General features: G+C 59.7%; 22 protein-coding genes. 4 read left to right on the forward strand and 18 right to left on the reverse strand.

Going from position 1 to position 22,248, the window contains the following annotated elements; translation table 11 throughout:
- Positions 1–229: 229 nt before the first annotated feature.
- Positions 230–1,015, forward strand: coding sequence for a DUF1845 domain-containing protein (locus tag O0881_RS27210; RefSeq protein ID WP_289913798.1), 786 nt, complete (start codon positions 230–232; stop codon positions 1,013–1,015).
- A gap of 965 nt (positions 1,016–1,980) precedes the next feature.
- Positions 1,981–2,217, forward strand: a complete 237-nt coding sequence (locus O0881_RS29260; RefSeq protein ID WP_354670232.1) for an AlpA family phage regulatory protein — start codon at positions 1,981–1,983, stop codon at positions 2,215–2,217.
- Positions 2,218–2,221: 4 nt separating this feature from the next.
- Here the strand turns inward: O0881_RS29260 and O0881_RS27220 are convergent, their stop codons facing one another.
- The 5 genes from O0881_RS27220 to O0881_RS27240 form a co-directional block, all read right to left on the reverse strand.
- Positions 2,222–3,418, reverse strand: coding sequence for a site-specific integrase (locus O0881_RS27220; protein ID WP_289913800.1), 1,197 nt, complete (start codon positions 3,416–3,418; stop codon positions 2,222–2,224).
- Between the two features lie 400 nt (positions 3,419–3,818).
- The gene (guaA, locus tag O0881_RS27225) at positions 3,819–5,429 is read right to left on the reverse strand and encodes a glutamine-hydrolyzing GMP synthase (RefSeq protein ID WP_034777714.1); all 1,611 of its coding nucleotides are present in this window, start codon (positions 5,427–5,429) and stop codon (positions 3,819–3,821) included.
- Between the two features lie 176 nt (positions 5,430–5,605).
- Positions 5,606–7,066, reverse strand: coding sequence for an IMP dehydrogenase (gene guaB / locus O0881_RS27230; RefSeq protein WP_034752206.1), 1,461 nt, complete (start codon positions 7,064–7,066; stop codon positions 5,606–5,608).
- A gap of 136 nt (positions 7,067–7,202) precedes the next feature.
- Positions 7,203–7,499: an RnfH family protein gene (locus O0881_RS27235; RefSeq protein WP_289913801.1), complete on the reverse strand. Its 297-nt coding sequence runs from the start codon at positions 7,497–7,499 to the stop codon at positions 7,203–7,205.
- Positions 7,492–7,923 carry a type II toxin-antitoxin system RatA family toxin gene (locus O0881_RS27240; protein ID WP_034752216.1) on the reverse strand — a complete coding sequence of 144 codons (432 nt, stop codon included), beginning with the start codon at positions 7,921–7,923 and terminating at the stop codon, positions 7,492–7,494. The genes O0881_RS27235 and O0881_RS27240 overlap by 8 nt, the downstream gene beginning before the upstream one ends.
- Before the next feature lie 93 nt (positions 7,924–8,016).
- Between O0881_RS27240 and smpB the strand changes: the two genes are divergently transcribed.
- The gene (smpB, locus tag O0881_RS27245) at positions 8,017–8,466 is read left to right on the forward strand and encodes an SsrA-binding protein SmpB (protein ID WP_034784131.1); all 450 of its coding nucleotides are present in this window, start codon (positions 8,017–8,019) and stop codon (positions 8,464–8,466) included.
- A 313-nt stretch (positions 8,467–8,779) separates the two neighbouring features.
- Here the strand turns inward: smpB and O0881_RS27250 are convergent, their stop codons facing one another.
- The 5 genes from O0881_RS27250 to ppsA form a co-directional block, all read right to left on the reverse strand.
- Positions 8,780–9,088 carry an H-NS histone family protein gene (locus tag O0881_RS27250; protein ID WP_010397665.1) on the reverse strand — a complete coding sequence of 103 codons (309 nt, stop codon included), beginning with the start codon at positions 9,086–9,088 and terminating at the stop codon, positions 8,780–8,782.
- A 634-nt stretch (positions 9,089–9,722) separates the two neighbouring features.
- Positions 9,723–10,667, reverse strand: a complete 945-nt coding sequence (locus O0881_RS27255) for a stomatin-like protein (RefSeq protein ID WP_099664320.1) — start codon at positions 10,665–10,667, stop codon at positions 9,723–9,725.
- Between the two features lie 15 nt (positions 10,668–10,682).
- Complete coding sequence (locus tag O0881_RS27260; RefSeq protein WP_289913802.1) at positions 10,683–11,099, reverse strand: NfeD family protein; 417 nt, start codon at positions 11,097–11,099, stop codon at positions 10,683–10,685.
- Positions 11,100–11,276: 177 nt separating this feature from the next.
- Positions 11,277–11,774 (reverse strand): Dps family protein, encoded by a 498-nt coding sequence (locus O0881_RS27265; RefSeq protein ID WP_034752224.1) that lies wholly within the window; start codon positions 11,772–11,774, stop codon positions 11,277–11,279.
- A gap of 146 nt (positions 11,775–11,920) precedes the next feature.
- A complete protein-coding gene (ppsA, locus tag O0881_RS27270) occupies positions 11,921–14,353 on the reverse strand; it encodes a phosphoenolpyruvate synthase (protein ID WP_289913803.1) in 2,433 nt (810 codons plus the stop codon).
- A 152-nt stretch (positions 14,354–14,505) separates the two neighbouring features.
- On the opposite strand from ppsA, the gene O0881_RS27275 reads away from it, so the two are divergent.
- Complete coding sequence (locus O0881_RS27275) at positions 14,506–15,354, forward strand: pyruvate, water dikinase regulatory protein (protein WP_035818186.1); 849 nt, start codon at positions 14,506–14,508, stop codon at positions 15,352–15,354.
- 125 nt (positions 15,355–15,479) lie between these two features.
- Here O0881_RS27275 and O0881_RS27280 read toward each other — a convergent pair whose 3' ends face one another.
- From O0881_RS27280 to O0881_RS27315, 8 genes are all read right to left on the reverse strand, one after another.
- Complete coding sequence (locus tag O0881_RS27280) at positions 15,480–16,682, reverse strand: aminotransferase class V-fold PLP-dependent enzyme (RefSeq protein WP_289913804.1); 1,203 nt, start codon at positions 16,680–16,682, stop codon at positions 15,480–15,482.
- Between the two features lie 11 nt (positions 16,683–16,693).
- Complete coding sequence (locus O0881_RS27285; RefSeq protein WP_289913805.1) at positions 16,694–17,479, reverse strand: RNA methyltransferase; 786 nt, start codon at positions 17,477–17,479, stop codon at positions 16,694–16,696.
- A complete protein-coding gene (gene rnhB / locus O0881_RS27290; RefSeq protein WP_289913806.1) occupies positions 17,476–18,114 on the reverse strand; it encodes a ribonuclease HII in 639 nt (212 codons plus the stop codon). Before rnhB ends, O0881_RS27285 begins: the two co-directional genes overlap by 4 nt.
- Before the next feature lie 44 nt (positions 18,115–18,158).
- Entirely contained in the window at positions 18,159–19,334 is a 1,176-nt protein-coding gene (lpxB, locus tag O0881_RS27295; protein ID WP_289913807.1) for a lipid-A-disaccharide synthase, read from the reverse strand.
- Positions 19,318–20,109, reverse strand: coding sequence for an acyl-ACP--UDP-N-acetylglucosamine O-acyltransferase (lpxA, locus tag O0881_RS27300; RefSeq protein ID WP_289913808.1), 792 nt, complete (start codon positions 20,107–20,109; stop codon positions 19,318–19,320). Before lpxA ends, lpxB begins: the two co-directional genes overlap by 17 nt.
- Position 20,110: 1 nt before the next feature.
- Positions 20,111–20,605, reverse strand: coding sequence for a 3-hydroxyacyl-ACP dehydratase FabZ (fabZ, locus tag O0881_RS27305; protein ID WP_071077748.1), 495 nt, complete (start codon positions 20,603–20,605; stop codon positions 20,111–20,113).
- Positions 20,602–21,657, reverse strand: a complete 1,056-nt coding sequence (gene lpxD / locus O0881_RS27310) for a UDP-3-O-(3-hydroxymyristoyl)glucosamine N-acyltransferase (protein WP_289913809.1) — start codon at positions 21,655–21,657, stop codon at positions 20,602–20,604. The genes fabZ and lpxD overlap by 4 nt, the downstream gene beginning before the upstream one ends.
- Positions 21,658–21,727: 70 nt before the next feature.
- The gene (locus O0881_RS27315; RefSeq protein WP_099379860.1) at positions 21,728–22,246 is read right to left on the reverse strand and encodes an OmpH family outer membrane protein; all 519 of its coding nucleotides are present in this window, start codon (positions 22,244–22,246) and stop codon (positions 21,728–21,730) included.
- Positions 22,247–22,248 lie beyond the last annotated feature (2 nt).

Raw genomic sequence — 22,248 nt, forward strand, 5'->3', positions numbered from 1 at the left:
GCCGCCCTCACCTGCCTGTCAACACAGGTTCGACGAAAAATGCCATCAGCAAAGTCACCTGCGGTGGGAACCCCGGTTGCGTACGCCTCAATGCGATTATCGGCCGCCCACACTAGCGAGCGCAGTACCCGCAAATACGCTTCCAAAGCTCCGTGCATTCCTCTTGAATCAGCATGATGGCGAGTCCACCATGTCATGTAGCCCCATGGGCATTTTCAAGGACATCATCATGAACCACCCAGCTCCCACCCATTTGATCGTCACGCGTGATCACGGCGAAGCCAACAGGAAGTTGCTGGCCAAGGAGGCCGCCGCCGATCTGACGCGTGTCGAATCTGCCAGCCGCAAGGTCAATATCACGCTCGCCAGTCCGGAAGGCAAGCGTTTGTACTTGCGATGCTTCTACGTCTCACAAGCGAGTTTCCATTTTATTTCCGTCTTTGCCAGGATGAAATTACCAGCCGAGGATGTCGATAAAGTAGAACAGGAATTGCGCACCATGCTTGACGCGCGCATTGCCTTGGCCAACCAGAGTATCGTCACCTTCGAGAAACTGTGCCATCAACATGGCATCACGGACTTGGCCAGCTATGACATCGAACCTCTTGCCATCGAAGCGAAAGTATTTTCCATGTTCGGCCGGCGATTACTGGAATTGATCAGCAAAGTCGACCAGCTCATGCCCATGCTCGAAACCCTGTGCATTGACGAGGCACTCTCGACAAGCCAGCTCATTACCGAAAAATCGCAGATCAAGAAAACCGTGCGTGCAGTGACCGCAACCACGCGCGCGCTGTCCCTGGGCCTGCTCAAACGCATCAATGCCCTGCCCGTATCCGAACGCAAAGCCACCACAACGAACAGCCATCCATCCCCTGGAGAGGGATCCGCCATGCACACATCGTTCAACGGAGCACCTCAACAATCAGGCGCCCCAGAGCCCAATGCGGCCCCTGAGAGCGTTTTGAGCGATGCTGCCACGGAGATGAGCGAAGAGGCGTCCGCGAGCCCCTGACAGGCTTAATAAGCCTTGCTACCCGCATCGCGGATAGGGAGACTAAAACCACTGCGCCGGTACGGAGGAAGCCATGTGCATAAAAATGATGCTCTGCAGTGAACTGCCTGTGACCCAGGCATGGTGTATCGCTGCGATGGAAACCGCGTTTGGGCCGGCCTATCGCATGGCCCCAGGGACCGCCTGTATGTCTCCCCTGGACACACCCCTGATACACAACGGCATTGCAATGATCGTGATCGAGCAGGCATCGAGGTTCGCCCCGAAGGATGTCCGGCAACTGATCAAGTGGTGCCATGCCCACGACAAGGCTCTGCTGGTGTGCGGAGCGTTGTCTGAGGAAGAGCGGGAAATCTGCGGATTAAGCCATTGCATCGCGATTGACATCACTGCCCTACAGGCGCCGGTATGTATCCAGTGGACGTCCTGCGCCGGCACGCTCCAGCTGTTCGAAGAAATGTTCGTACCTACGCTGAAAACCGTCCAGCGGACCGCCCATCTCTACTGTTCCGGGCTACGCTGCCGGCACCATCGTCGTAGAGAGGTAACAGGTACTCAGCGGATACAGACACTTCTCAAGGGACCGGAGCGGCGGAAAAGTCTCATAGGCCATTCACATTCCAACGCTTTCCCACATGATCACGACCGATCGGCTACACGCCACTGACGGCCGCCGCTACAGCATCCATCAATTGCCGTGAAATGCTACCAAAATATGCCTGTTTTCAACTTGATGACCACGATCAGCGCAGCCACCATGGCTCAGGATCATCCGTCATCGGTCATGGAGACAGTTCATCATGAAATACAATCCCCCTTCGAACCAATCGCCCTTTGCCCCCTCGGTGTATCCAGCCTTTGGTCAGCGGGCAATTATCGGCGGCATCAAGCGCCAGCGTCAGGCTGCTCAGAAAGCCAGCCGATCACCCCGCGCAGCACGTACGCTTACCGAGAGCGACCTCAGGATACCTGGCCGGGTCCTCATTAAACGCCGCCAGCTTTTGCAAAAGGTGCCGCTATGCGAGCGGACCATCCTGAACCTTGAAAAACGAGGGCAGTTTCCACGGCGCTTTAGCATCACCTCGCGTTTGGTCGCCTGGGACCTCAAGGAAGTGGACGCCTGGATCGCAGAACAGCAAGCGGCGGCACGCCTGCCAGCGGTGCCGCAAGCACAGCCTGTGCAACGCAAAGCGCTCAGGTAGTCTCTCACTCTTTCAGCTTTGTCCAGGCGTCGATCATGTCTGCCCACTCCTGCAGCATGGTTCGGCGCTGCACCGAATACTCAGCCTTGTTGTACACGGCTCGCACGCCCCTCTGCTCGTGGGCAAGACATTTTTCGATCCAATCGGTGTTGTAGCTGGCTTCGTGCAGCAGGGTCGATGCTGTTCGCCGCAAATCGTGCGGCGAAAAATCGGCCAGTTGTTTCCCACAGTCTCGTGCCGTGGCGCAGACTGACACCAGGATGCGATTGAGCGAAGCACCATTCATCGGCACATCAGGGTCATATCGCGATGGCAAAATATAATCGGATGTGCCAGCACAGGTACGCAACGCAACGAACATATCCAACGCCTGGCGCGACAGATAGACATTGTGGGGGTTGCGGCGCTTCATACGTCGGGCCGGAATAGTCCATAGAGCATCGGTAAAGTTCACCTCACTCCATGTTGCGTCCGTCAATTCGGATTTGCGCACCATGGTGAGCAACAGTAATTTGCAAGCCAGGCGCAAGGTCGGCGCGCACTGCACGTATTCGATATGTTCGTAGAACAGCGCGATCTCTTCGGCCCCCAACGCGCGGTCGCGTGGTTCAAATACGGCAATGGATGAGGGAGCAACCAGATCCGCCGGGTTGATTATCTGTTGTCCCCGTTGTTCCGCATACTTGAAGACCAGTTTGACGATATCGCGCGCGTGCACGGCCGTCGCAGGGGCGCCACGTGCGAGGATGGCGTCGCATACGGAACGTAACTCGTTGTGCGTTATTTCATGCAGCAAGAGACTGCCAAATGGGCGCTTCAGATCGCGTTCATACACCGAGCGCCGCATTTCCCGCGTCGACTCCGCCATTTTGTACTTTATTAGCCAACGTTCTGCCCAGACGCTGAATGGTTCTCCAGCGGCCAACTGATGGCGCGATTGGGCTTTGAGGCGCGACGGGGACTTGCCTTCCGATTGCGCTTTCTTCGCTTCCTGCAAGCGTTCCCTCGCCTCGTGCAAACTCAAGCCACCCGCCCCGTAGCGTCCGAGCACCAAGGTTTCGTACCGGCCATTGACGCGGTAGTTATAGCGAAACGAGATCGTGCCACTGGGGAGCACCGTCGCATACATGCCATCACGATCTGGCACCTTGTAGGCTTTCTCTGCTGGTTTCAGGTTTTTCAATTTTGTATCGGTCAGCATAGACACCTCCCATTCATACAAAGTCTGTATTGGCACCGGATGTATTTCAAACAATCAATCACTTAGCACGAAAAAAAAGTGACATCTGCTGCTACTCACGAGGTCCAGATACCCTCGCCGCGACGAGCGCGCCAGGGATCCATAAATACTTTTAAAATCATATACTTAGCCTAATAAACACCCTCACCGATACCCTCACCGTGCCAAATGGGCGGTGGGAACCAAATGTGAAATATTCCAGGCAGCAAGTTGAGTACCCATAACCGTACCCACAAAAAAACGTGCTTGGCTCTGCCGTGGGTTGCTTGCGTTTGCCAGACAAAATAAAAAAAGCCCCTGAAAAATCAGGGGCTTAGCTGTTTCATTGACCCGGCGTTACCTTACGGTGCCGGACGGGAGATTATTCCCATTCGATGGTCGCCGGCGGCTTGCCCGAAATATCGTAGACGACGCGGTTGATGCCGCGCACTTCATTGATGATGCGGTTGGAGACCTTGCCCAGCAAGCTGTGCGGCAGGTGCGCCCAGTGGGCCGTCATGAAGTCCTGCGTTTGCACGGCGCGCAGGGCCACCACGTATTCGTAGGTACGGCCATCGCCCATCACGCCCACCGATTTGACGGGCAGGAAGACGGCGAACGCCTGGCTGGTCGCTTCGTACCAGTTCGCTGGCAGCGCGTCCGGGTCGACGGCCTGGCCGGCGACGAACTCGTACGGCGTGTTGCGCAGCTCTTCGATGAAGATGGCATCGGCGCGGCGCAGCAGGTCGGCATAGTCTTTCTTGACTTCGCCGAGGATGCGCACGCCCAGGCCCGGGCCCGGGAATGGGTGGCGGTAGACCATGTCATGCGGCAAGCCGAGCGCGACGCCCAGTTTGCGCACTTCATCCTTGAACAGTTCGCGCAAGGGTTCGAGCAATTTGAGCTTCATGGTGTCCGGCAAGCCGCCCACGTTGTGGTGGCTCTTGATGGTCTGGCCCTTTTTACCTTTGCCGGCCGATTCGATCACGTCCGGGTAAATCGTGCCTTGCGCCAGCCATTTGGCGTTGACCAGCTTGCCCGACTCGACCTGGAAGACTTCGACGAATTCGCGGCCGATGATCTTGCGCTTTTGCTCGGGATCGGTGACGCCGGCCAAATGGCCCATGAACTGGTCTTCCGCATCGACGCGGATGACTTTCACGCCCAGGTTCTTGGCGAACATGTCCATCACCATCTTGCCTTCGTCCAGGCGCAGCAAGCCGTGGTCGACGAAGACGCAGGTCAGCTGGTCGCCGATGGCGCGGTGGATCAGGGCAGCCGCAACGGACGAATCGACGCCGCCGGACAGGCCCAGGATGACGTCGTCGCTACCGACTTGCGCACGGATCTTTTCCACCGCTTCGCTGATGTAATCGGGCATGTTCCAGTCCGACTTGCAGCCGCAGATTTCATGCACGAAGCGGCCGATCATGGCCTTGCCCTGCACCGTGTGCGTCACTTCCGGGTGGAATTGCACGCCGTAGAACTGGCGCTCTTCGTCGGCCATGGCGGCGATCGGGCAGCTCGGGGTGTTGCCCATCAGCTTGAAGCCAGGCGGCATTTCCAGCACCTTGTCGCCGTGGCTCATCCACACTTTCAGCATGCCGTGACCTTCGTCAGTGACGAAGTCGGCAATGCCGTTGAGCAACTTGGTATGGCTGCGGGCGCGCACTTCGGCGTAGCCGAATTCGCGCACCAGGCCGTTTTCCACCTTGCCGCCCAGCTGGGCTGCCATGGTTTGCATGCCGTAGCAGATGCCCAGCACGGGCACGCCCAGCTCGAACACGGCTTGCGGCGCGCGCGGCGAATCGCCGTCCAGCGTGGAATTGTGGCTGCCCGACAGGATCACGCCGGCGGCGCCATAGTTGCGCACGAATTCATCGCTGACGTCATACGGGAAGACTTCGGAAAACACGCCGGAATCGCGCACGCGGCGGGCGATCAACTGGGTGACTTGGGAACCGAAATCGAGAATGAGGATTTTAGAGTGCATGGTCGGAGCTTTATTCAGGGTCAATTGCAAAACCGGCGCACTGGGCGCCGGTCTGGACTTTCGCTACCACAATAGCGTAGCTGGAAAACTGTTCAGGGCAAGGCGCAGTGCCGAAGACAGTACGAATAGTACGGCGAGGCACTGGAACGCAGCCATGGACAGTTTCTCCAGTACGCTTACTCGGAGCGGTAGTTAGGCGCTTCTTTCGTGATCTGCACATCATGGACATGCGACTCGCGCATGCCGGCCGAGGTGATTTCCACGAATTCCGCCTTCTCGCGCAGTTCGTCGATGGTGGCGCAACCGCAGTAACCCATCGATTGACGCACGCCGCCCACCAGCTGGAAGATGATCGCCAGCACGCTGCCCTTGTAGGCCACGCGGCCTTCTATACCTTCAGGCACGAACTTGTCGGCCTTCATCGTGGCGTCCTGGAAATAACGGTCAGCCGAACCATCGGACATCGCGCCCAGCGAACCCATGCCGCGGTACGACTTGTAGCTGCGGCCCTGGTACAGGATCACTTCGCCCGGTGCTTCTTCCGTACCGGCAAACATGGAACCCATCATGACGGTCGAGGCGCCAGCGGCCAGCGCTTTCGAGATGTCGCCCGAGAAGCGGATACCGCCGTCGGCGATACATGGCACGCCCGTGCCTTCCAGTGCTTCAGCCACATTCGAGATGGCCGTAATTTGCGGCACGCCCACACCGGCGACGATACGCGTGGTGCAGATGGAGCCAGGGCCGATGCCGACCTTGACCGCATCGGCACCGTATTCCACCAGCGCCTTGGCGGCAGCGGCCGTAGCGATGTTGCCGCCAATCACTTCGACTTGCGGATACTTGGTCTTGATCCAGCGTACGCGGTCGAGGATGCCTTGCGAGTGGCCGTGGGCCGTATCGACCACCAGCACGTCGACGCCGGCAGCGACCAGCAGGTCGATGCGTTCTTCATCCTTGGCGCCTACGCCGACGGCAGCGCCGACCAGCAGTTTGCCCTGGCTGTCTTTCGACGCGAACGGGTGGGAAGTCGACTTCTGGATATCCTTGACGGTGATCAGACCGCGCAGTTCGAACGCGTCGTTGACGACCAGCACGCGCTCGAGGCGGTGCTTGTTCATCAGGCGCTTGGCTTCGGCCGTATCGGCGTCTTCCTTGACGACCACGAGTTTTTCGCGCGGGGTCATCTTGGCGGAAGCTTCCGCGTCGAGTTCCTGCTCAAAGCGCAAATCGCGGTTGGTGATAATGCCGACAACTTCCTTGCCCTTGACGACAGGGAAACCGCTGATGCCGTATTGTTCCGTCAGGGCGATCACGTCGCGGATTTTCATTTCCGGCGGAATCGTGATCGGGTCGCGCAGCACGCCGGCTTCAAAACGCTTCACGCGGGCCACTTCACGCGCCTGGTCTTTCGGATTCAAATTCTTGTGAATGATGCCGATGCCGCCTTCCTGGGCCATCGCGATCGCGAGGCGGGCTTCCGTCACCGTATCCATGGCTGCGGACAGCAAGGGAATATTCAGGGTGATATTGCGGGTCAGACGAGTTTTGAGGGACGTATCGGCGGGCAAAACGTTGGAGTAGGCTGGGACGAGCAGCACGTCATCGAATGTGAGTGCTTTTTGAAGTAGACGCATAGCATTTCCTATTGGCGCAAAAGCAGATTATACAGAAAAAAGCGCCCTCCGTCCTTGCAGCATAGAAAAGATATTTGGAAATAGCAAAAAAATGTCCCGCCAGGGCCAGCCGCAGCCCTGCCCTCTCCCAGACCCGTCAGGTCTTGGCGGGCTTGCCGCTGGCACGCCGGCGGCGCGCTTCTTTCGGGTCCGCCTGCAGCGGACGGTACACCTCGATCCGGTCATGCTCGCGCAAGACGGTGTCCAACGGCTTCTTCTTGCCATAGATGCCGACCATATTCACGGCCAGGTCGATGCCGGGGACTTCCTGCAGCAAGCCGCTCTGCTCCACCGCCTGCCTGATGGTGGCGCCTGCAGCCACCGTCAAGGTGCGCAGGAAGCTGCTATCCGGCAAAGCATGGCAAACTTGCACCTGGATGCTCACTTCAGCCATACACCGTCTCCGCGCGCTTGCAGAAGGAATCGACCATGCTGTTGGCGATCATGCCGAAGACGGGGCCGATGATCTGCTCGAGCACACGGCTGGAAAACTCGTAATGCAGGTCCAGCTCGATCTTGCACGCATCTTCACGCAGGGCCTTGAAGGTCCACACGCCGTCGAGGGTCTTGAAAGGACCGTCTACCAGCTTCATCTTGATGGAGCTCGGCGGCACGTTCTCGTTGGACGTGGTGAAGCTTTGGCGCACGCCGTGGTAATGTATGCCCACGCTGGCGACGACCGTGTTCTCGCCCCGCTCGCGAATCTCGACCGCACCGCACCAGGGCAGGAATTTGGGATAATCCTCCACCGCCGCCACCAGCGCGAACATTTGTTCGGCGCTATAGCCGAGAAAAACTGATTTATGTACTACTGCCATTGAAGAACCATTTGCTATGATGTTGGATACATTTGATTTTATCGCGCTTGCGCGAGACAGTAGTTTAACCGACCCGCGCACATTTACCATCTCATGACCATAGCAGACAACAGAAAAGCCTTCCACGACTACTTTATCGAGGATCGCTACGAAGCCGGCATCGTGCTGGAAGGCTGGGAAGTCAAAGCCATCCGCGACGCCCGCGTACAAATCAAGGAAGCCTACGTTGTCGTCCGCGGCGATGAACTCTTCCTGTTCGGCGCGCATATCAGCGCCCTGCCGACCGCCTCTACCCACATCCACCCGGAAGCCGTACGCACGCGCAAGCTGCTGCTGCACCGTGCGGAAATGGATAAACTGATCGGCAAGGTGGAACGCTCCGGCTATACGCTGGTGCCGCTCAACCTGCACTACAAGGGCGGCCGCGTCAAATGCGAAATCGGCCTGGCCAAGGGCAAGAAACAGCACGACAAGCGGGCAGCGGAACGCGACCGCGACGGCGCGCGCGAAGTGCAGGCGGCAATGAAGTCGCACCGCCGCTGATCCGGCACCACGCGCAGCGATCTGCGCCAATACCACCAAGCCCGGCTATATGCCGGGTTTTATTTTGCCGGTACCTGCGGCAAACGGAAATGCACAGCGCAATGGGATGAAAACAGGAAAAGGAAGAGATACTGCGGGAATAAGACAAGTATTATCGAAAATACCATGGAGATAAACGAATGAATCAGCTTTGCCTGCCTGGCCAAAGACGATTAATCAGGAAAGTTCCGGATGCTTGCATGCTGCCTTGTACTACACCTGTACTACTCCACAGGACAAGCATCCGAATGAACGGTTTGTTAAACCTTCAGGATCAAACCTTCAGCAGATCGCGCGACTTGCCCGAATCGGTCCACTCTTTGACCCATTTCGGTTGACGGCCACGGCCAGTCCATTGCTGCGTCGCATCATCCGGATTGCGATAGCGTACTGCGACCGTGCCGGTTTTAGCGCGGATACCGGTACCAACCAGATCTTTTACGGAAACGCCAACGCTCTGGGCGATTGCCAGGATTTGTTCACGCGCTTTGGACAGATCGTCCTGTTCGCGTTTCTTCATTTGCTTCTTGATGTCGTCCTGCAAGGTGCGCAGTTCGGACAGGGATAAGCTGGACAGATCCATGATATTTCCTTGTGTGAGTTGAAAAATATAACTGAACAGTTAAATTCTATCCAATTGTAACGCGACTGAGGTGATTTTTCTTGAGATTTGATTGTTTTTTACAATTCTTTTACCAAAAACCCGACTTCCCCGACCTTCAGATGATGTAAGTCTTCAATCCAGGGAGCGGACATCGCGCCGGACCGACTGTCTGCGCCGACTTCCCTTCCTTGTGCGATCGCGATTCAATGCAGCACCATCGGCAGTATTTATTTTGCAGCACTTTCTGCTTCATTGCAATTTATAGTAATCATAAATTGCAATTCAAAATATACATGGGAGCAATACTATCGCCAATTATGCACCGACTTTCAAACACTACCCAAGTATCCGCCGCGGATATCGGCTCAATCATCGCAATGCATGAGCAGCAGATTCTACTTCAATCAAAAAGATAAGCGTCGCACGACAGCATATAATCCCGAAAGTGCGCACAGCATAGCATAAAGAAAATATTTTCAACATTGCCATTTAAAGCGCAGATACTCGGGCCCTGTCGCCAGCATATATTCCAGCAGCGCAAATGAAAACTGCCCGCGATATGGCGGGCAGTTTTGACGACTAACTTGCTACGAGTTTGCTATTCACCAGGCAATCAAGGAATAGCCACACCGCTTTTCGGCTTTTGCGTTTTCACCACCTGCATCGCCGTGGCGATCAAACCGCTCATATCGCCCAGATTGGCCGGCACGATAATCGAGTTATTTGTTTTCGCCAATTGCGCGAACGCGCCCACATACTGCTCGGCCACTTTCAGGTTGACGGCATCTTCGCCGCCCGGCTCGCGGATGGCGGCGCCCACCTGGCGCAGCGCTTCGGCACTGGCTTGCGCCAGTGCGACGATGGCCGTGGCCTGGCCTTCGGCGCGGTTGATCGACGCCTGCTTTTCGCCTTCCGAGCGGGCAATCGCCGCTTCGCGCTCGCCGCTGGCGATATTGATCTGCTCCTGCTTGCGCCCTTCCGAGGCGGCAATCAGCGCACGCTTTTCGCGTTCAGCCGTAATCTGCGCCTGCATCGCATGCAGGATTTCCTTGGGCGGCGTCAAATCCTTGATTTCATAGCGCAATACCTTGACGCCCCAATTCGCCGCCGATTCATCGATGGCATTCACGATGGCCGTATTGATATGGTCGCGTTCTTCAAATGTCTTGTCGAGTTCCATTTTACCGATCACCGAACGCAAGGTCGTTTGCGCCAGTTGCGTAATGGCGGCGATATAATTCGACGAGCCATACGAAGCACGCATGGCGTCGGTAATCTGGAAATACAGAATGCCATCGACCTGCAATTGCGTATTGTCGCGCGTAATACATACCTGCGGCGGCACGTCGAGCGGAATTTCCTTGAGCACGTGCTTGTAGGCGATACGGTCGACAAAAGGCACGACGATATTCAAGCCAGGGCCCAATACCGCATGGAACTTGCCCAGGCGCTCCACCACCCAGGCATGCTGCTGCGGTACCACATTGACCGTCTTGAAGACAAATACCAATGCCAGCAATAACAAGATCAACGACATGCTTCCGATGCTTACTTCCATAATCTACTCTCCAGGTTATCCAACAATCAAACGGCTGCCACGCACGGCGCATATGGTGTAATGGCCGGCTTGCGTATCGCTGCCGGGAATCAGTTCCACATCCCACAAGGCGCCGCGGTACATGACGCGCGCCGCGCCATCGACCCAATGCGCGACCGCCACGCTTTGGCCGATATCGAGATTGACATTCGGATCCTGCGCCGCATCGCGCCGCGCCGCCTTGCCAAAACGGCTGCGCCGCAATAACAGGGTGGCCGCCACGCCGACAATGGCGGCCGTCAGGGCTTGCCAGCCGCCATTGCCGCCCGCCAGCGCCACCAGTCCTCCGGCACTGATACCGATGGCGATCATCAGCAAATAAAACGTGCCCGTAAACAGCTCCAGGATCAATACCGCGCCAGCCGCCACAAACCAGCCTACCCATTCAGCCATGATGCCTCCATCTTTGCGAATCCGAAAATAAAAAACCCCGCAGCCTATATAAGCGACGGGGTTTAATGCGTATTACTGCCTGATATTATTCTTGCCAAACACCTATATACAAACAGTCTAACGCAATTCCTGATGGCGTCAATAGGCAGGGGCGAATTAGCGCCGCAGGCCCGGCAATTACTCTTCCAGCAGGCTGCGCAGCATCCACGCCGTCTTTTCATGCAAATCGAGGCGCTGCGTGATCAGGTCGGCCGTCGGCTGGTCATTGGCTTTTTCCAGCAGCGGGAACAGGCGGCGCGCCGTGCGCGCAGTCGCTTCCTGTGCCGATACCAGGTGGCTGACCATGTCCAGCGCCGGCGGCACGCCGTCGATTTCCTTGATCGAGGCCAGCTTGACGAATTCCTTGTAGGTGCCCGGCGCAGGATAGCCGAGGGCGCGGATGCGCTCGGCGATCAGGTCCAGCGCGGCCCACTGTTCCGTGTATTGCGTCATGAACATCAGGTGCAGGGTGTTGAACATCGGCCCCTTGACGTTCCAGTGAAAATTATGGGTCATCAGGTACAAGGTGTAGCTGTCGGCCAGCAGGCCGGACAGGCCTTCCGCAATCTTCGCGCGGTCCGCCTCGGAAATGCCGATGTCGATCTTTGCCACTTTGCTCGGTTTCTTGCTTGCCATGAGAACTCCCGTTTCAATGTATTGGTGGAATCATTTTAGCTGATCTGGCGCAATGCCATCGAATACAGGCGTGCGCCGCATGGCAGGCATAAAAAAACCCGCTGCCGGGTGAGCGGCAGCGGGTTTTCAGAGGGCGGACAAGACGCTTACGCTTTCAGCGCAGCGAGCTTTTGCCAGGTATCGATCACCGAGTCCGGGTTCAGCGACATCGATTCGATGCCCTGCTCCATCAGCCAGACGGCGAAGTCCGGATGGTCGGAAGGACCCTGGCCGCAAATGCCGATGTACTTGCCGCGTGCCAGGCAAGCCTTGATGGCCAGGGCCAGCAGGGCTTTCACGGCAGGATCGCGCTCGTCGAAGTCGGCGGCCAGCAATTCCATGCCGGAATCGCGGTCCAGGCCCAGGGTCAGCTGGGTCAGGTCGTTCGAACCGATCGAGAAGCCGTCGAAATGGTCGAGGAACTGGTCGGCCAGGATGGCGTTCGACGGCACTTCGCACATCATGATGACGCGCAAGCCGTTCTCGCCGCGCTTCAAGCCATTCTTCGCCAGCAAGTCGATGACTTTCTCGGCCTGGCCCAGGGTGCGCACGAAGGGCACCATGATTTCCACGTTCGTCAGGCCCATGTCATTGCGCACACGCTTCATCGCTTCGCATTCCATGTTGAACGCTTCGGAGAAGTCGGCCGACAGGTAGCGCGCCGCGCCGCGGAAGCCCAGCATCGGGTTTTCCTCGTCCGGCTCGTAGCGCGAACCGCCGATCAGCTTCTTGTACTCGTTCGACTTGAAGTCGGACAGGCGCACGATGACTTTTTTCGGCCAGAACGCGGCGGCGATGGTGGCGATGCCTTCGGCCAGCTTGTCGATGTAGAACGCTTTTGGCGAAGCGTGGCCGCGCGCCACCGATTCCACGGCCTTTTTCAGGTCGGCATCGATGTTCGGGTATTCCAGGATCGCGCGTGGGTGCACACCAATATTGTTATTGATGATGAATTCCAGGCGCGCCAGGCCCACGCCCGCATTCGGCACGGACTGGAAGTCGAACGCCAGTTGCGGATTGCCCACGTTGAGCATGATCTTGGTGTCGAGCTTCGGCAATTCGCCACGCGACACTTCCGACACTTCCGTTTCCAGCAAGCCATCGTAGATCTTGCCTTCGTCGCCTTCGGAGCACACCACAGTGACGAAGGTGCCGTCCTTCAGCACGTCGGTGGCGTTGCCGCAGCCGACCACGGCAGGCACGCCCAGCTCACGCGCGATAATTGCCGCGTGGCAAGTACGGCCGCCACGGTTGGTGACGATGGCCGAAGCGCGCTTCATGACCGGTTCCCAGTTCGGGTCCGTCATGTCGGCAACGAGCACGTCGCCTGGCTGCACGCGTTCCATGTCGGCCGGGTCGTGGATCACGCGCACGGGGCCGGCGCCGATCTTCTGGCCGATGGCGCGGCCGGAGGTCAGCACGGTGCCGGTGCTTTTCAACTTGAAGCGCTCTTGCACGTCGGTCGCCTTTTGCTGCGACTTGACGGTTTCAGGACGCGCCTGCAGGATGTACAGCTTGCCGTCGCGGCCATCCTTGCCCCACTCGATGTCCATCGGACGGCCGTAGTGGTTTTCGATGATGACGGCGTATTTGGCCAGTTCCACCACTTCGCTGTCGTTCAGCGAGTAGCGGTTGCGCATTTCGACGGGCACGTCGACGGTTTTCACGGAACGGCCGGCTTTCGCTTCGTTCGTGAATTCCATCTTCAGCAGTTTCGAGCCGATATTGCGGCGGATCACGGGCGACTTGCCTTTTTCCAGCATCGGCTTGTGCACATAGAATTCGTCGGGATTGACGGCGCCCTGCACCACGGTTTCGCCCAGGCCATAGCTGGAAGTGACGAAGACCACGTCCTTGAAGCCCGATTCGGTATCGATGGTAAACATCACGCCAGCCGCGCCCAGGTCGGAGCGCACCATGCGCTGCACGCCGGCCGACAGGGCCACTTCAGCGTGCGTAAAGCCCTTGTGCACGCGGTACGAGATGGCGCGGTCGTTGTACAGCGACGCGAACACCTGCTTCATGGCTTCGAGCACGTTGTCGATGCCGACCACGTTCAGGAAGGTTTCTTGCTGACCAGCAAAGGACGCGTCCGGCAAGTCTTCCGCCGTGGCTGAGGAACGTACGGCAAACGACATTTCGGTATCGGAATCGGCCACCAGCTTGGCGTAGAACTGGTCGATTTCGGCGGCCAGGCGGGGCTGGAATGGTGTTTCCACGATCCATTGACGGATCTCGGCGCCGGCTTGCGCCAGCGAGCGCACGTCATCGATGTTCAGCCCTTCGAGGCGCTGGGCGATGCGTTCGGCCAGCGGCAAGCCGCCGTTGGCGCTATATGACAGGAAATCGCGGAATGCCTGCGCCGTGGTGGCAAAGCCACCGGGCACGCGCACGCCGGCTTCCGCCAGTTGGCTGATCATTTCGCCCAGGGAGGCGTTCTTGCCGCCGACGGATTCGACATCCGTCATGCGCAAATGCTCGAACGAGGCAACATACACCGCGTCCTTGTCTTCCTGCTGTTGCGATACTGCGTTGGTCATAATGACACCCTTACTGATGATAGAAATCTTTACGCGCGGCGCACAGACAGTCTTCTTGTTATTCTTGGCGTCGTGCAGCACAATCATACCGTTGCAGCCATTTTACCTTGTGCGGCGCAAATTGACGACGCACAATCTTGATCCGAAAACCCATGACACAAGAACCACGCCCTCCTCTGCCCTCCGCGGCCCGCACCGTCTTCTTCGTTTCCGACGGCACCGGCATCACCGCCGAGACGTTCGGCCACTCGGTGCTGACGCAGTTCGATCTGCGCTTCCGCCAGATCCGCCTGCCCTTCATCGATACCATGGACAAGGCCTACGAGGCGGCGCGCAAGATCAACGAAGCCTTCGCCACCGATGGGCAGCGCCCGATCATTTTCTCGACCCTGGTGAAGAACGACCTGTCGGCCGTGATCCGCAAGTCCAGCGGCATGCACATGGACCTGATCCAGACCTTTGTCGCCCCGCTGGAGCAGGAACTGGGCGTGATGTCGACCCATACCATCGGGCGCTCGCACAACATCGTCGACAGCGAGGAATACAAGAACCGCATCGAGGCGATCAACTATTCGCTGGCGCACGACGATGGCCAGTCGCACAAGAACCTGTCCTCGGCCGATGTCATTCTGGTGGGAGTTTCGCGCTCTGGCAAGACCCCGACCAGCCTGTACCTGGCCATGCAATATGGCATCAAGGCGGCCAATTATCCGCTGATTCCCGACGATTTCGAGCGCGACAAGCTGCCATCGGCCTTGCTGGAATTTAAGAATAAAATTTTCGGATTGAGCATTACGCCCGAACGTTTGTCGGAAATACGCAACGAAAGACGCGCTGGAAGCAAGTATGCGGCCATCGAAAACTGCCGTTACGAAGTCAACGAGGCGGAAAAAATGATGAAACGCGAGGGTATCCGCTGGCTGTCGTCGACCACCAAGTCGATCGAAGAGATCTCCACGACAATCCTGCAAGAGATCAAGCCGAACCGCCGCGAATACTGAGAACACCTGACCAAACCTGCTGCGCGTCGGTATAGGCGGCTTGCGATGCTCACCGGCTCGGCGCCCCCGTACCAAGTACGGTTGCGCTTCTCGGCCACCTCTCCCTTCCGCTCGCTACGGTTTTGTCAGGCGTTCGTTTCGCTCGAAAGCACCGTCAGCGCGGCGACCAGCTGATCGAGTTCACTGGTCTGCGTCGTGATGGCCACCGTGGCGCGCACGATGTCGGTATCGCCGATATTGCGCTCCACCGTGAAGATGCCAAAGCGCTGCAGCAAGGCTTGCTGCAACTGGCGCGCGCTCATGCCGTCGACGGCAAACGCCACCAGTGCCGTGCCCCGTTTCGCATCGAGCGGCGACAACATGCGCACGCCGGGCAGTTGCGCGGCGCGACTGACCCAGTAATCGCGCAGCCAGGCCAGACGCTCCCTCTTGGCCGGCGTACCGCCCAGGCGCGCATGGAAGTCCAATGCGGCAGGCGCGGCCAGGATGGCGCCGATCGGCGGCATGCCCATGTGCAGCCGGCCGCGGATATCATCCAACGGATAATCCTCGTCGCCAAAATGCGGCTCGATCTTGTGCAGCTGCGATGCGCGGATATACACGACACCCAGTCCCGCCGGCGCCCCCAGCCATTTGTGCAGATTGAAACCGGCGAAATCGACGCCCAGGGCCTGCACGTCCACGTCGACCTGCCCCAGCGCATGGGCGCTGTCGAGCAGCACGTCGATACCATGCTCGCGCGCCAGCGCCATGATCTCCCGCACCGGCAGTTGCTGGCCGCTGGCCGGCGTCACCTGCGACAGCAGCAGCAATTTGGGCTGGACGGCCTGGCGCATGGCTTGCGCGTAACGGGCGACGATCTCGGCATCGCTGATGGGCAAGCGCAATGTGACTTGCGTGCTGGTGACGCCACGGCGCTGCGCCAGCCAGCGCATGGCCGTGCGCATGGCCGGATAGTCGAGATTACTCCACAGCACCGTATCGCCGGGCGCCAGGCCGTGGTATTGCGTGATCAGCACCTGCATGGACTCGGTGCCGCTGCGGGTCAGCAGGATTTCGTGCGGTTCGGCATGGATCAGTTCAGCGACGCGCCGGCGCACAATATCCACATGCGTGCGCGTGAACTCGCCGCGCACGAAAGGACTCAGTTGCTCATTGGTGTAGCGCACGGCCTGCTCGAAGGCCGCTTGCACGGGCGCGGCCATGGCGCCGAAATAGCCGTGTTCGAGATTGACGATGGCGTCCGGCGGCGCAGGATAAAACGCGGCCACCTGACGCCACCAGGCTTCGTCCCGGGCCGCACCGTCGGCAAGCAGGGGGAAGGACATGGCTACCCTGTTCAGGCCTGGCCCTGGCGCAGCTGCTCGAAGAAGCAGACGGCGGCGCAGGCGGCCACGTTCAGCGATTCGATCTGGCCCAGGTGGGGAATGACCACCTGGTGCGTGGCCATCGACAATAAATCGTCGGCCACGCCCTGCCCTTCATGGCCGAAGAGCCAGGCGACGGGTTGGCGCAGGTCGACGTCGTACAATCGCTGCGTGGCATAGCCGCTGGTGGCGAGCGTCGCCACCTTGGCGCCGGAAACGAGCGCTGCCAGGTCGACGTTTTCAAAGATGTCGAGCACGAAGTGCGCGCCCATCGCCGCGCGCAGCACCTTCGGCGACCAGCAGAAGGCCGTGCCGGCGCTGCAATACACCTGCGTGATGCCGGCGGCCGCCGCGCTGCGCAGGATGGAACCCACGTTGCCCGGGTCTTGCAGGTTATCGAGCAGCACGGCCGACACGCTCAGCGGCTGCGTGACGGCCCGTTCCGGCGTCTCGATGAGAAACATCACGCCCACGCCGTGCTCAACCTGGCTCACGGCGTGATACAGCCCGTCGGGCAAGCCCAGCACGTGCGCACGCTGGCTTTCCAGCTGGCCGACGATGTCCGCCACTTCCGGGTTCTGCAAGGCGCTTTCGCTGACGATGCACTGCTCCGGCATGCCGCGCAGTTGCAGGTAGGACTGGCACAGGTGCACGCCGTCGAGCAGGGTGCGGCCCGACTTGCGGCGCGCCTGCGAACTGCCCGCCAGTTTCAGCAAATCCTTGTATTGCGCATTGTCGCGCGAGGTAATCGTCTTCATGCCACCACCTCCTGTCCGCCAAACAAGGCGATCACGTTGCGCACGGGCGCGAACGAGCGGCGGTGCACGGGCGAGGCGCCGTGCAGGTGCAGGCGCTCCAGGTGCAATTTCGTGCCATAGCCCTTGTGCTGATCGAAGCAGTATTCGGGATAGGCCGCATGCAGGTGCACCAGTGCCGCGTCGCGCGCCGTCTTGGCCAGGATCGAGGCGGCGGAAATCGAATCGACCTTGTCGTCGCCGCCGATGATGGCCATGCCGCGTATCGGCATCACGGGGCAGCGGTTGCCGTCGATCAGGGCCAGGGTCGGCACGGTAGTCAAAGCCTCGACGGCACGGCGCATGGCCAGCATCGACGCCTGCAAAATGTTCAGGCGGTCGATTTCCTCTTCCGACGCTTCAGCGATGGCCCAGGCCAGGGCCTTGGCCTTGATTTGCGGCGCCAGCAGGTCGCGCCTGGCTTCGGTGAGCTTTTTCGAATCGCGCAAGCCGTCGATGGGCCGGTTCGGGTCGAGGATCACGGCGGCGGCGAACACGGGGCCGGCCAGCGGACCGCGCCCTGCCTCGTCGACACCGCAGATGATTTCATCGAGCGAGAATGGCAAGTCGTCAAACAGGCCGGGATAGATATTTTTCACGTTGAATCTTTGGTTGGTACTGCAGTTGAAGCGGTGATCGGGAGTTACTTGCGGTTGGCGGCGATGACTTGCATGACGGCGTTGGCGCTTTCGCGCGCGCTGTCGCGCAGCAAGCTGTGGTGCATGTCCGTGAAGCGCTGCACCAGGCGCAGGCGGCCCGGCACGTCGCTCAGCTGCTGCCACATGGCCTCGGCCAGCGCTTCCGGGCTGGCCGCGTTTTGCAGCAGCTCGGGCACCAGGTAGTCGCGCGCCAGGATATTCGGCAAACCAATCCACGGCTGGTAACCCATGTGGCGCATGATTTCCCACGACGCCCGCATCATCTTGTAGGCGATGACCATGGGTTTCTTGTACAACGCTACTTCCAGCGAGGCCGTGCCGGACGCCACCAGCACCGCATCGGCGGCGCAGATGGCCGTATGCGAGCCGCCATCCGTCAGCAGTATCTCGACGTCCTGCAGGCCCGCTTCGCGGATCAGCTGCAAAAAGTAATGGCGCTGTTTTTCACCGGCCATGGGCGCGACGAAACGCAGGGAGCGGTCGCGCGCCAGCAGCAGCTTGCAGGCGGCCACGAACGCCACCGTATTGTATTTGAGCTCGCCCATGCGGCTGCCCGGCATCAGGGTCACGACGTTCGCGTCGTCCGGCAAGCCCAGGGTGCGGCGCGCGGCCGCTTCGTCGGGCTGCAAGGGGATCATTTCGGCCAGCGGATGGCCGACATAGGTGACGGGCACGCCCGCCTTGCGGTAGATCTCTTCCTCGAACGGGAAGATCACCAGCATGTGCGAGACGGCCTTGATGATTTTCTTGATGCGCCCGCCGCGCCAGGCCCAGATCTGCGGCCCGATGTAGTGCACGGTGGGGATGCCGCCTTCCTTGAGCTGCTGTTCCAGGCCCAGATTGAAGCCGGGGTAATCGGCGCCGATGAAGACGGCGGGACGCTCGGCCAGCAACTGGTCGCGCAGCGCGTTCTGGATGCCCTTGATTTCGCGGTAGCGGGGAATGATCTCAAACAGGCCCCGTACCGTCAGCTTGTCGAGCGGCCAGTCGGATACAAAGCCCTGCTTGGCCATGTGCTCGCCGCCGATGCCATGGAAGCGCGCGCCGGGCAGCTGCGGCACGAGGCCGGACAGCAGCCGGCTGGCCAGCAGGTCGCCCGACACCTCGCCGGCGACGATGGCGACAGCGAGGCCGCTGGCCTGGTCAGCGGACGATGCCACGCGAGGCCACGCCAAGGAATTCGCGCATGGCGCGAATGTTTTCCGCCACCTCGGGCGACGACGCCGCTTCCTCTTCGAACAGGGCTGCCTTCGATTCCTCCAGGGTCAGTCCCGAGCGGTAGATGAGTTTATACGCGGTGCGTATGCCGTTGATCTGCTCGCGCGTAAAGCCGCGGCGTTTCAAGCCCTCGATATTGACGCCATGCGCCTGCGCCGGATTGCCGTTCAACAGCACAAAAGGCGGCACGTCCTGCGTCAGGCTGGTGCTCATGCCGACAAAGGCATGCGCGCCGATCTTGCAGAACTGGTGCACATTGGCGAAACCGCTCATGATGACCCAATCGCCGATCTCCACGTGGCCCGCCAGCTGGGCGTTGTTCGAAAAAATCGTGTTATTGCCCACCAGGCAGTCATGCGCCAGGTGCACGTATGCCGAAATCCAGTTGTCGTTGCCCAGGCGCGTCACGCCGCCGCCCTGCACGGTACCCGTGTTGAAGGTGCAGAATTCGCGGATGGTGTTGCGGTCGCCGATTTCCAGGCGCGTCGCCTCGCCCGCCCATTTTTTATCCTGCGGCTGCGCGCCGATGGAAGAAAACTGGAACAGGTGGTTGTCGCTGCCGATCGTCGTGTGGCCGTCGATGACCACGTGCGGGCCGACCCTGGTGCCGGCGCCGATGCGCACGTGCGGACCGATGATGGTGTACGGACCCACCTCGACCGAACTGTCGAGCTCGGCCTTCGGGTCGATCACTGCCGTGGAGTGGATGGCCGCCATATTACTGCCCCGCTGGCTGGCTCGCAGACTGGCTCGCATCCTGCGCGCTGCGGATGGTGCACATCAGTTCCGCTTCCAGCGCCACTTTGCCGTCGACGGAGCCAACTGCCTTGTATTTCCAGATGCCGCGCGAGACGCGTAGGATTTCCACATCCATCTTCAGCTGGTCGCCCGGTTCGACAGGACGCTTGAAGCGCGCATTGTCGATGCCGACGAAGTACACCACCGAATTTTCGTCCGGTTTCACGCCCATCGACAGGAACGACAGCAAGGCCGCCGTTTGCGCCAGCGCTTCGATCATCAGCACGCCGGGCATGACCGGTTTGTGCGGGAAATGGCCCTGGAAGAACTCTTCGTTAACCGTCACGTTCTTGATGGCGGTGATGGTTTTGTTCGCTTCCCAGTCCAGCACGCGGTCAACCAGCAGCAGCGGATAGCGGTGCGGCAGCAGCGATTTGATGGCCAGGATGTCGAGGGTCTTTTTTTCAGTAGTCATTTTTCGTCTTGCGTGGTCAGTGTTTTAATTGTTTTTTCAAGCGCGCGGATCTTCTCGCGCATGCTTGACAGGTTGCGCACGATGGCGGCGCTCTTTTCCCAGTCGGCGTTCTTGGCCAGCGGATAAAAACCCGTGTACTGGCCCGGCTCCGCGATCGAACGCGAGACCATGCTGCCCGAGCCCACGTGGACGCGGTCGGCAATGGTCAGGTGGCCCAGCACCATGGCGGCGCCGCCAAAGGTGCAGTACTTGCCGATGACGGCGCTGCCGGCCACGCCGACGCAGCCGGCCATGGCCGTGTGTGCGCCGATATGGCAGTTGTGGCCGATCTGGATCTGGTTATCGAGCTTGACGCCATCTTCGATGATGGTGTCGGCCAGTGCGCCGCGGTCGATGGTGGTGTTGGCGCCGATATCGACATCGTCACCGATCACCACCCTGCCCGTCTGCGGAATCTTGATATACACGCCGCCTTCGTTGGCGAAGCCGAATCCGTCGGTGCCGATCACGGCGCCCGAATGGATGATGCCGCGCTGGCCGATCACGCAGCGCGCATGGAAGGTCACGTTGGCCAGCAGCTGGGTGCCCGCGCCGATGACGGCGTCGCGCCCCACCACGCAGCCAGGCCCGATGACGCAGCCGGCACCGATCACGACGCCCGCTTCGATCACCGCATGCACGCCGACGGAGGCGCTGGCGTCAACCTGCGCGCTGGCGTCGACAAAGGCGCCCGGATGGATGCCGACCGGGGCCTTGATCTCGTGCAAGGCGGCGAAATACTGCGCCGCGCGCGCGAAATACACATAGGGATTCGGTGTGACGATGCGCGCGCCGGCGTACTCGTCGCCGATCAGCGCGTCGTCGGCCGGCGTGAGGATCAGCGCGGCAGCGCCGCTGCTGGCCGCCTGTGCGCGGAATTTGCTATTACTGAGAAAGCTGATGTGCGAAGCGCCGGCGTCGGCCAGCGGTGCGATGCCTGTGACTTCCAGGTTGGGATCGCCCGCCAATTGCCCGCCGAAGCGTTCGACCAATTCTCCTAGTCGAGTGCCCATCTGATTACCTTTATAAATACGCCCGCCAGTGCACGCAGAGCATGCACTGGCAGGCTTGAAACCGTTTCGATTACTTGTCCAGCGCCTTCAAGACCTTGTCGGTGATGTCGATGCGCGGGCTGGCCCACAGGGCTTCCTGCAGCACGATGTCATATCCTTCGATATGCGCCATCTGCTGGATGATGGTGTTGGCTTTTTCCGCGATGGCGCTGCGCTCTTCGTTCGTGCGCTGGCTCAGGTCTTCGCGGAACTCGCGCTGGCGGCGTTGCAGCTCCTTGTCCAGCTCGAAAAACTCGCGCTGGCGCTTGGCGCGCTCTGCCTCGCTCAGGGTCGGCATGTCCTTTTCCAGGGCTTCGTTGGCGACCTTGAAGCGGCTGGCCAGTTCCTGCACGGCTTTTTCACGCGAGCGGAACTCTTCGGCCAGCTTGGCGCTGGCCAGCTTGGCCAGCCTCGATTCGTTATAAATACGTTCGCTGCTGATCCAGGCGATCTTCGACTCCTGAGCCTGCGCCTGCACCGGCAACAGCGAACTCCAGCACAATGCAATCATGGCAAGGGACTTGGGCAGGGTAGCGGATGCGGTGTTCATGA

Source organism: Janthinobacterium sp. SUN100 (assembly GCF_030397705.1).
Classification (GTDB): domain Bacteria; phylum Pseudomonadota; class Gammaproteobacteria; order Burkholderiales; family Burkholderiaceae_D; genus Janthinobacterium; species Janthinobacterium kumbetense.

Excerpts from the sequence above, each read along its gene's own strand:
- O0881_RS27210 (WP_289913798.1), top strand. The coding sequence starts at position 230 with ATGAACCACCCAGCTCCCACCCATTTGATCGTCACGCGTGATCACGGC.
- O0881_RS27220 (WP_289913800.1), bottom strand. The coding sequence starts at position 3,418 with ATGCTGACCGATACAAAATTGAAAAACCTGAAACCAGCAGAGAAAGCC.
- guaA (WP_034777714.1), bottom strand. The coding sequence starts at position 5,429 with ATGCACTCTAAAATCCTCATTCTCGATTTCGGTTCCCAAGTCACCCAG.
- guaB (WP_034752206.1), bottom strand. The coding sequence starts at position 7,066 with ATGCGTCTACTTCAAAAAGCACTCACATTCGATGACGTGCTGCTCGTC.
- O0881_RS27235 (WP_289913801.1), bottom strand. The coding sequence starts at position 7,499 with ATGGCTGAAGTGAGCATCCAGGTGCAAGTTTGCCATGCTTTGCCGGAT.
- O0881_RS27240 (WP_034752216.1), bottom strand. The coding sequence starts at position 7,923 with ATGGCAGTAGTACATAAATCAGTTTTTCTCGGCTATAGCGCCGAACAA.
- smpB (WP_034784131.1), top strand. The coding sequence starts at position 8,017 with ATGACCATAGCAGACAACAGAAAAGCCTTCCACGACTACTTTATCGAG.
- O0881_RS27250 (WP_010397665.1), bottom strand. The coding sequence starts at position 9,088 with ATGGATCTGTCCAGCTTATCCCTGTCCGAACTGCGCACCTTGCAGGAC.
- O0881_RS27255 (WP_099664320.1), bottom strand. The coding sequence starts at position 10,667 with ATGGAAGTAAGCATCGGAAGCATGTCGTTGATCTTGTTATTGCTGGCA.
- O0881_RS27260 (WP_289913802.1), bottom strand. The coding sequence starts at position 11,099 with ATGGCTGAATGGGTAGGCTGGTTTGTGGCGGCTGGCGCGGTATTGATC.
- O0881_RS27265 (WP_034752224.1), bottom strand. The coding sequence starts at position 11,774 with ATGGCAAGCAAGAAACCGAGCAAAGTGGCAAAGATCGACATCGGCATT.
- ppsA (WP_289913803.1), bottom strand. The coding sequence starts at position 14,353 with ATGACCAACGCAGTATCGCAACAGCAGGAAGACAAGGACGCGGTGTAT.
- O0881_RS27275 (WP_035818186.1), top strand. The coding sequence starts at position 14,506 with ATGACACAAGAACCACGCCCTCCTCTGCCCTCCGCGGCCCGCACCGTC.
- O0881_RS27280 (WP_289913804.1), bottom strand. The coding sequence starts at position 16,682 with ATGTCCTTCCCCCTGCTTGCCGACGGTGCGGCCCGGGACGAAGCCTGG.
- O0881_RS27285 (WP_289913805.1), bottom strand. The coding sequence starts at position 17,479 with ATGAAGACGATTACCTCGCGCGACAATGCGCAATACAAGGATTTGCTG.
- lpxA (WP_289913808.1), bottom strand. The coding sequence starts at position 20,109 with ATGGCGGCCATCCACTCCACGGCAGTGATCGACCCGAAGGCCGAGCTC.
- fabZ (WP_071077748.1), bottom strand. The coding sequence starts at position 20,605 with ATGACTACTGAAAAAAAGACCCTCGACATCCTGGCCATCAAATCGCTG.
- lpxD (WP_289913809.1), bottom strand. The coding sequence starts at position 21,657 with ATGGGCACTCGACTAGGAGAATTGGTCGAACGCTTCGGCGGGCAATTG.
- O0881_RS27315 (WP_099379860.1), bottom strand. The coding sequence starts at position 22,246 with ATGAACACCGCATCCGCTACCCTGCCCAAGTCCCTTGCCATGATTGCA.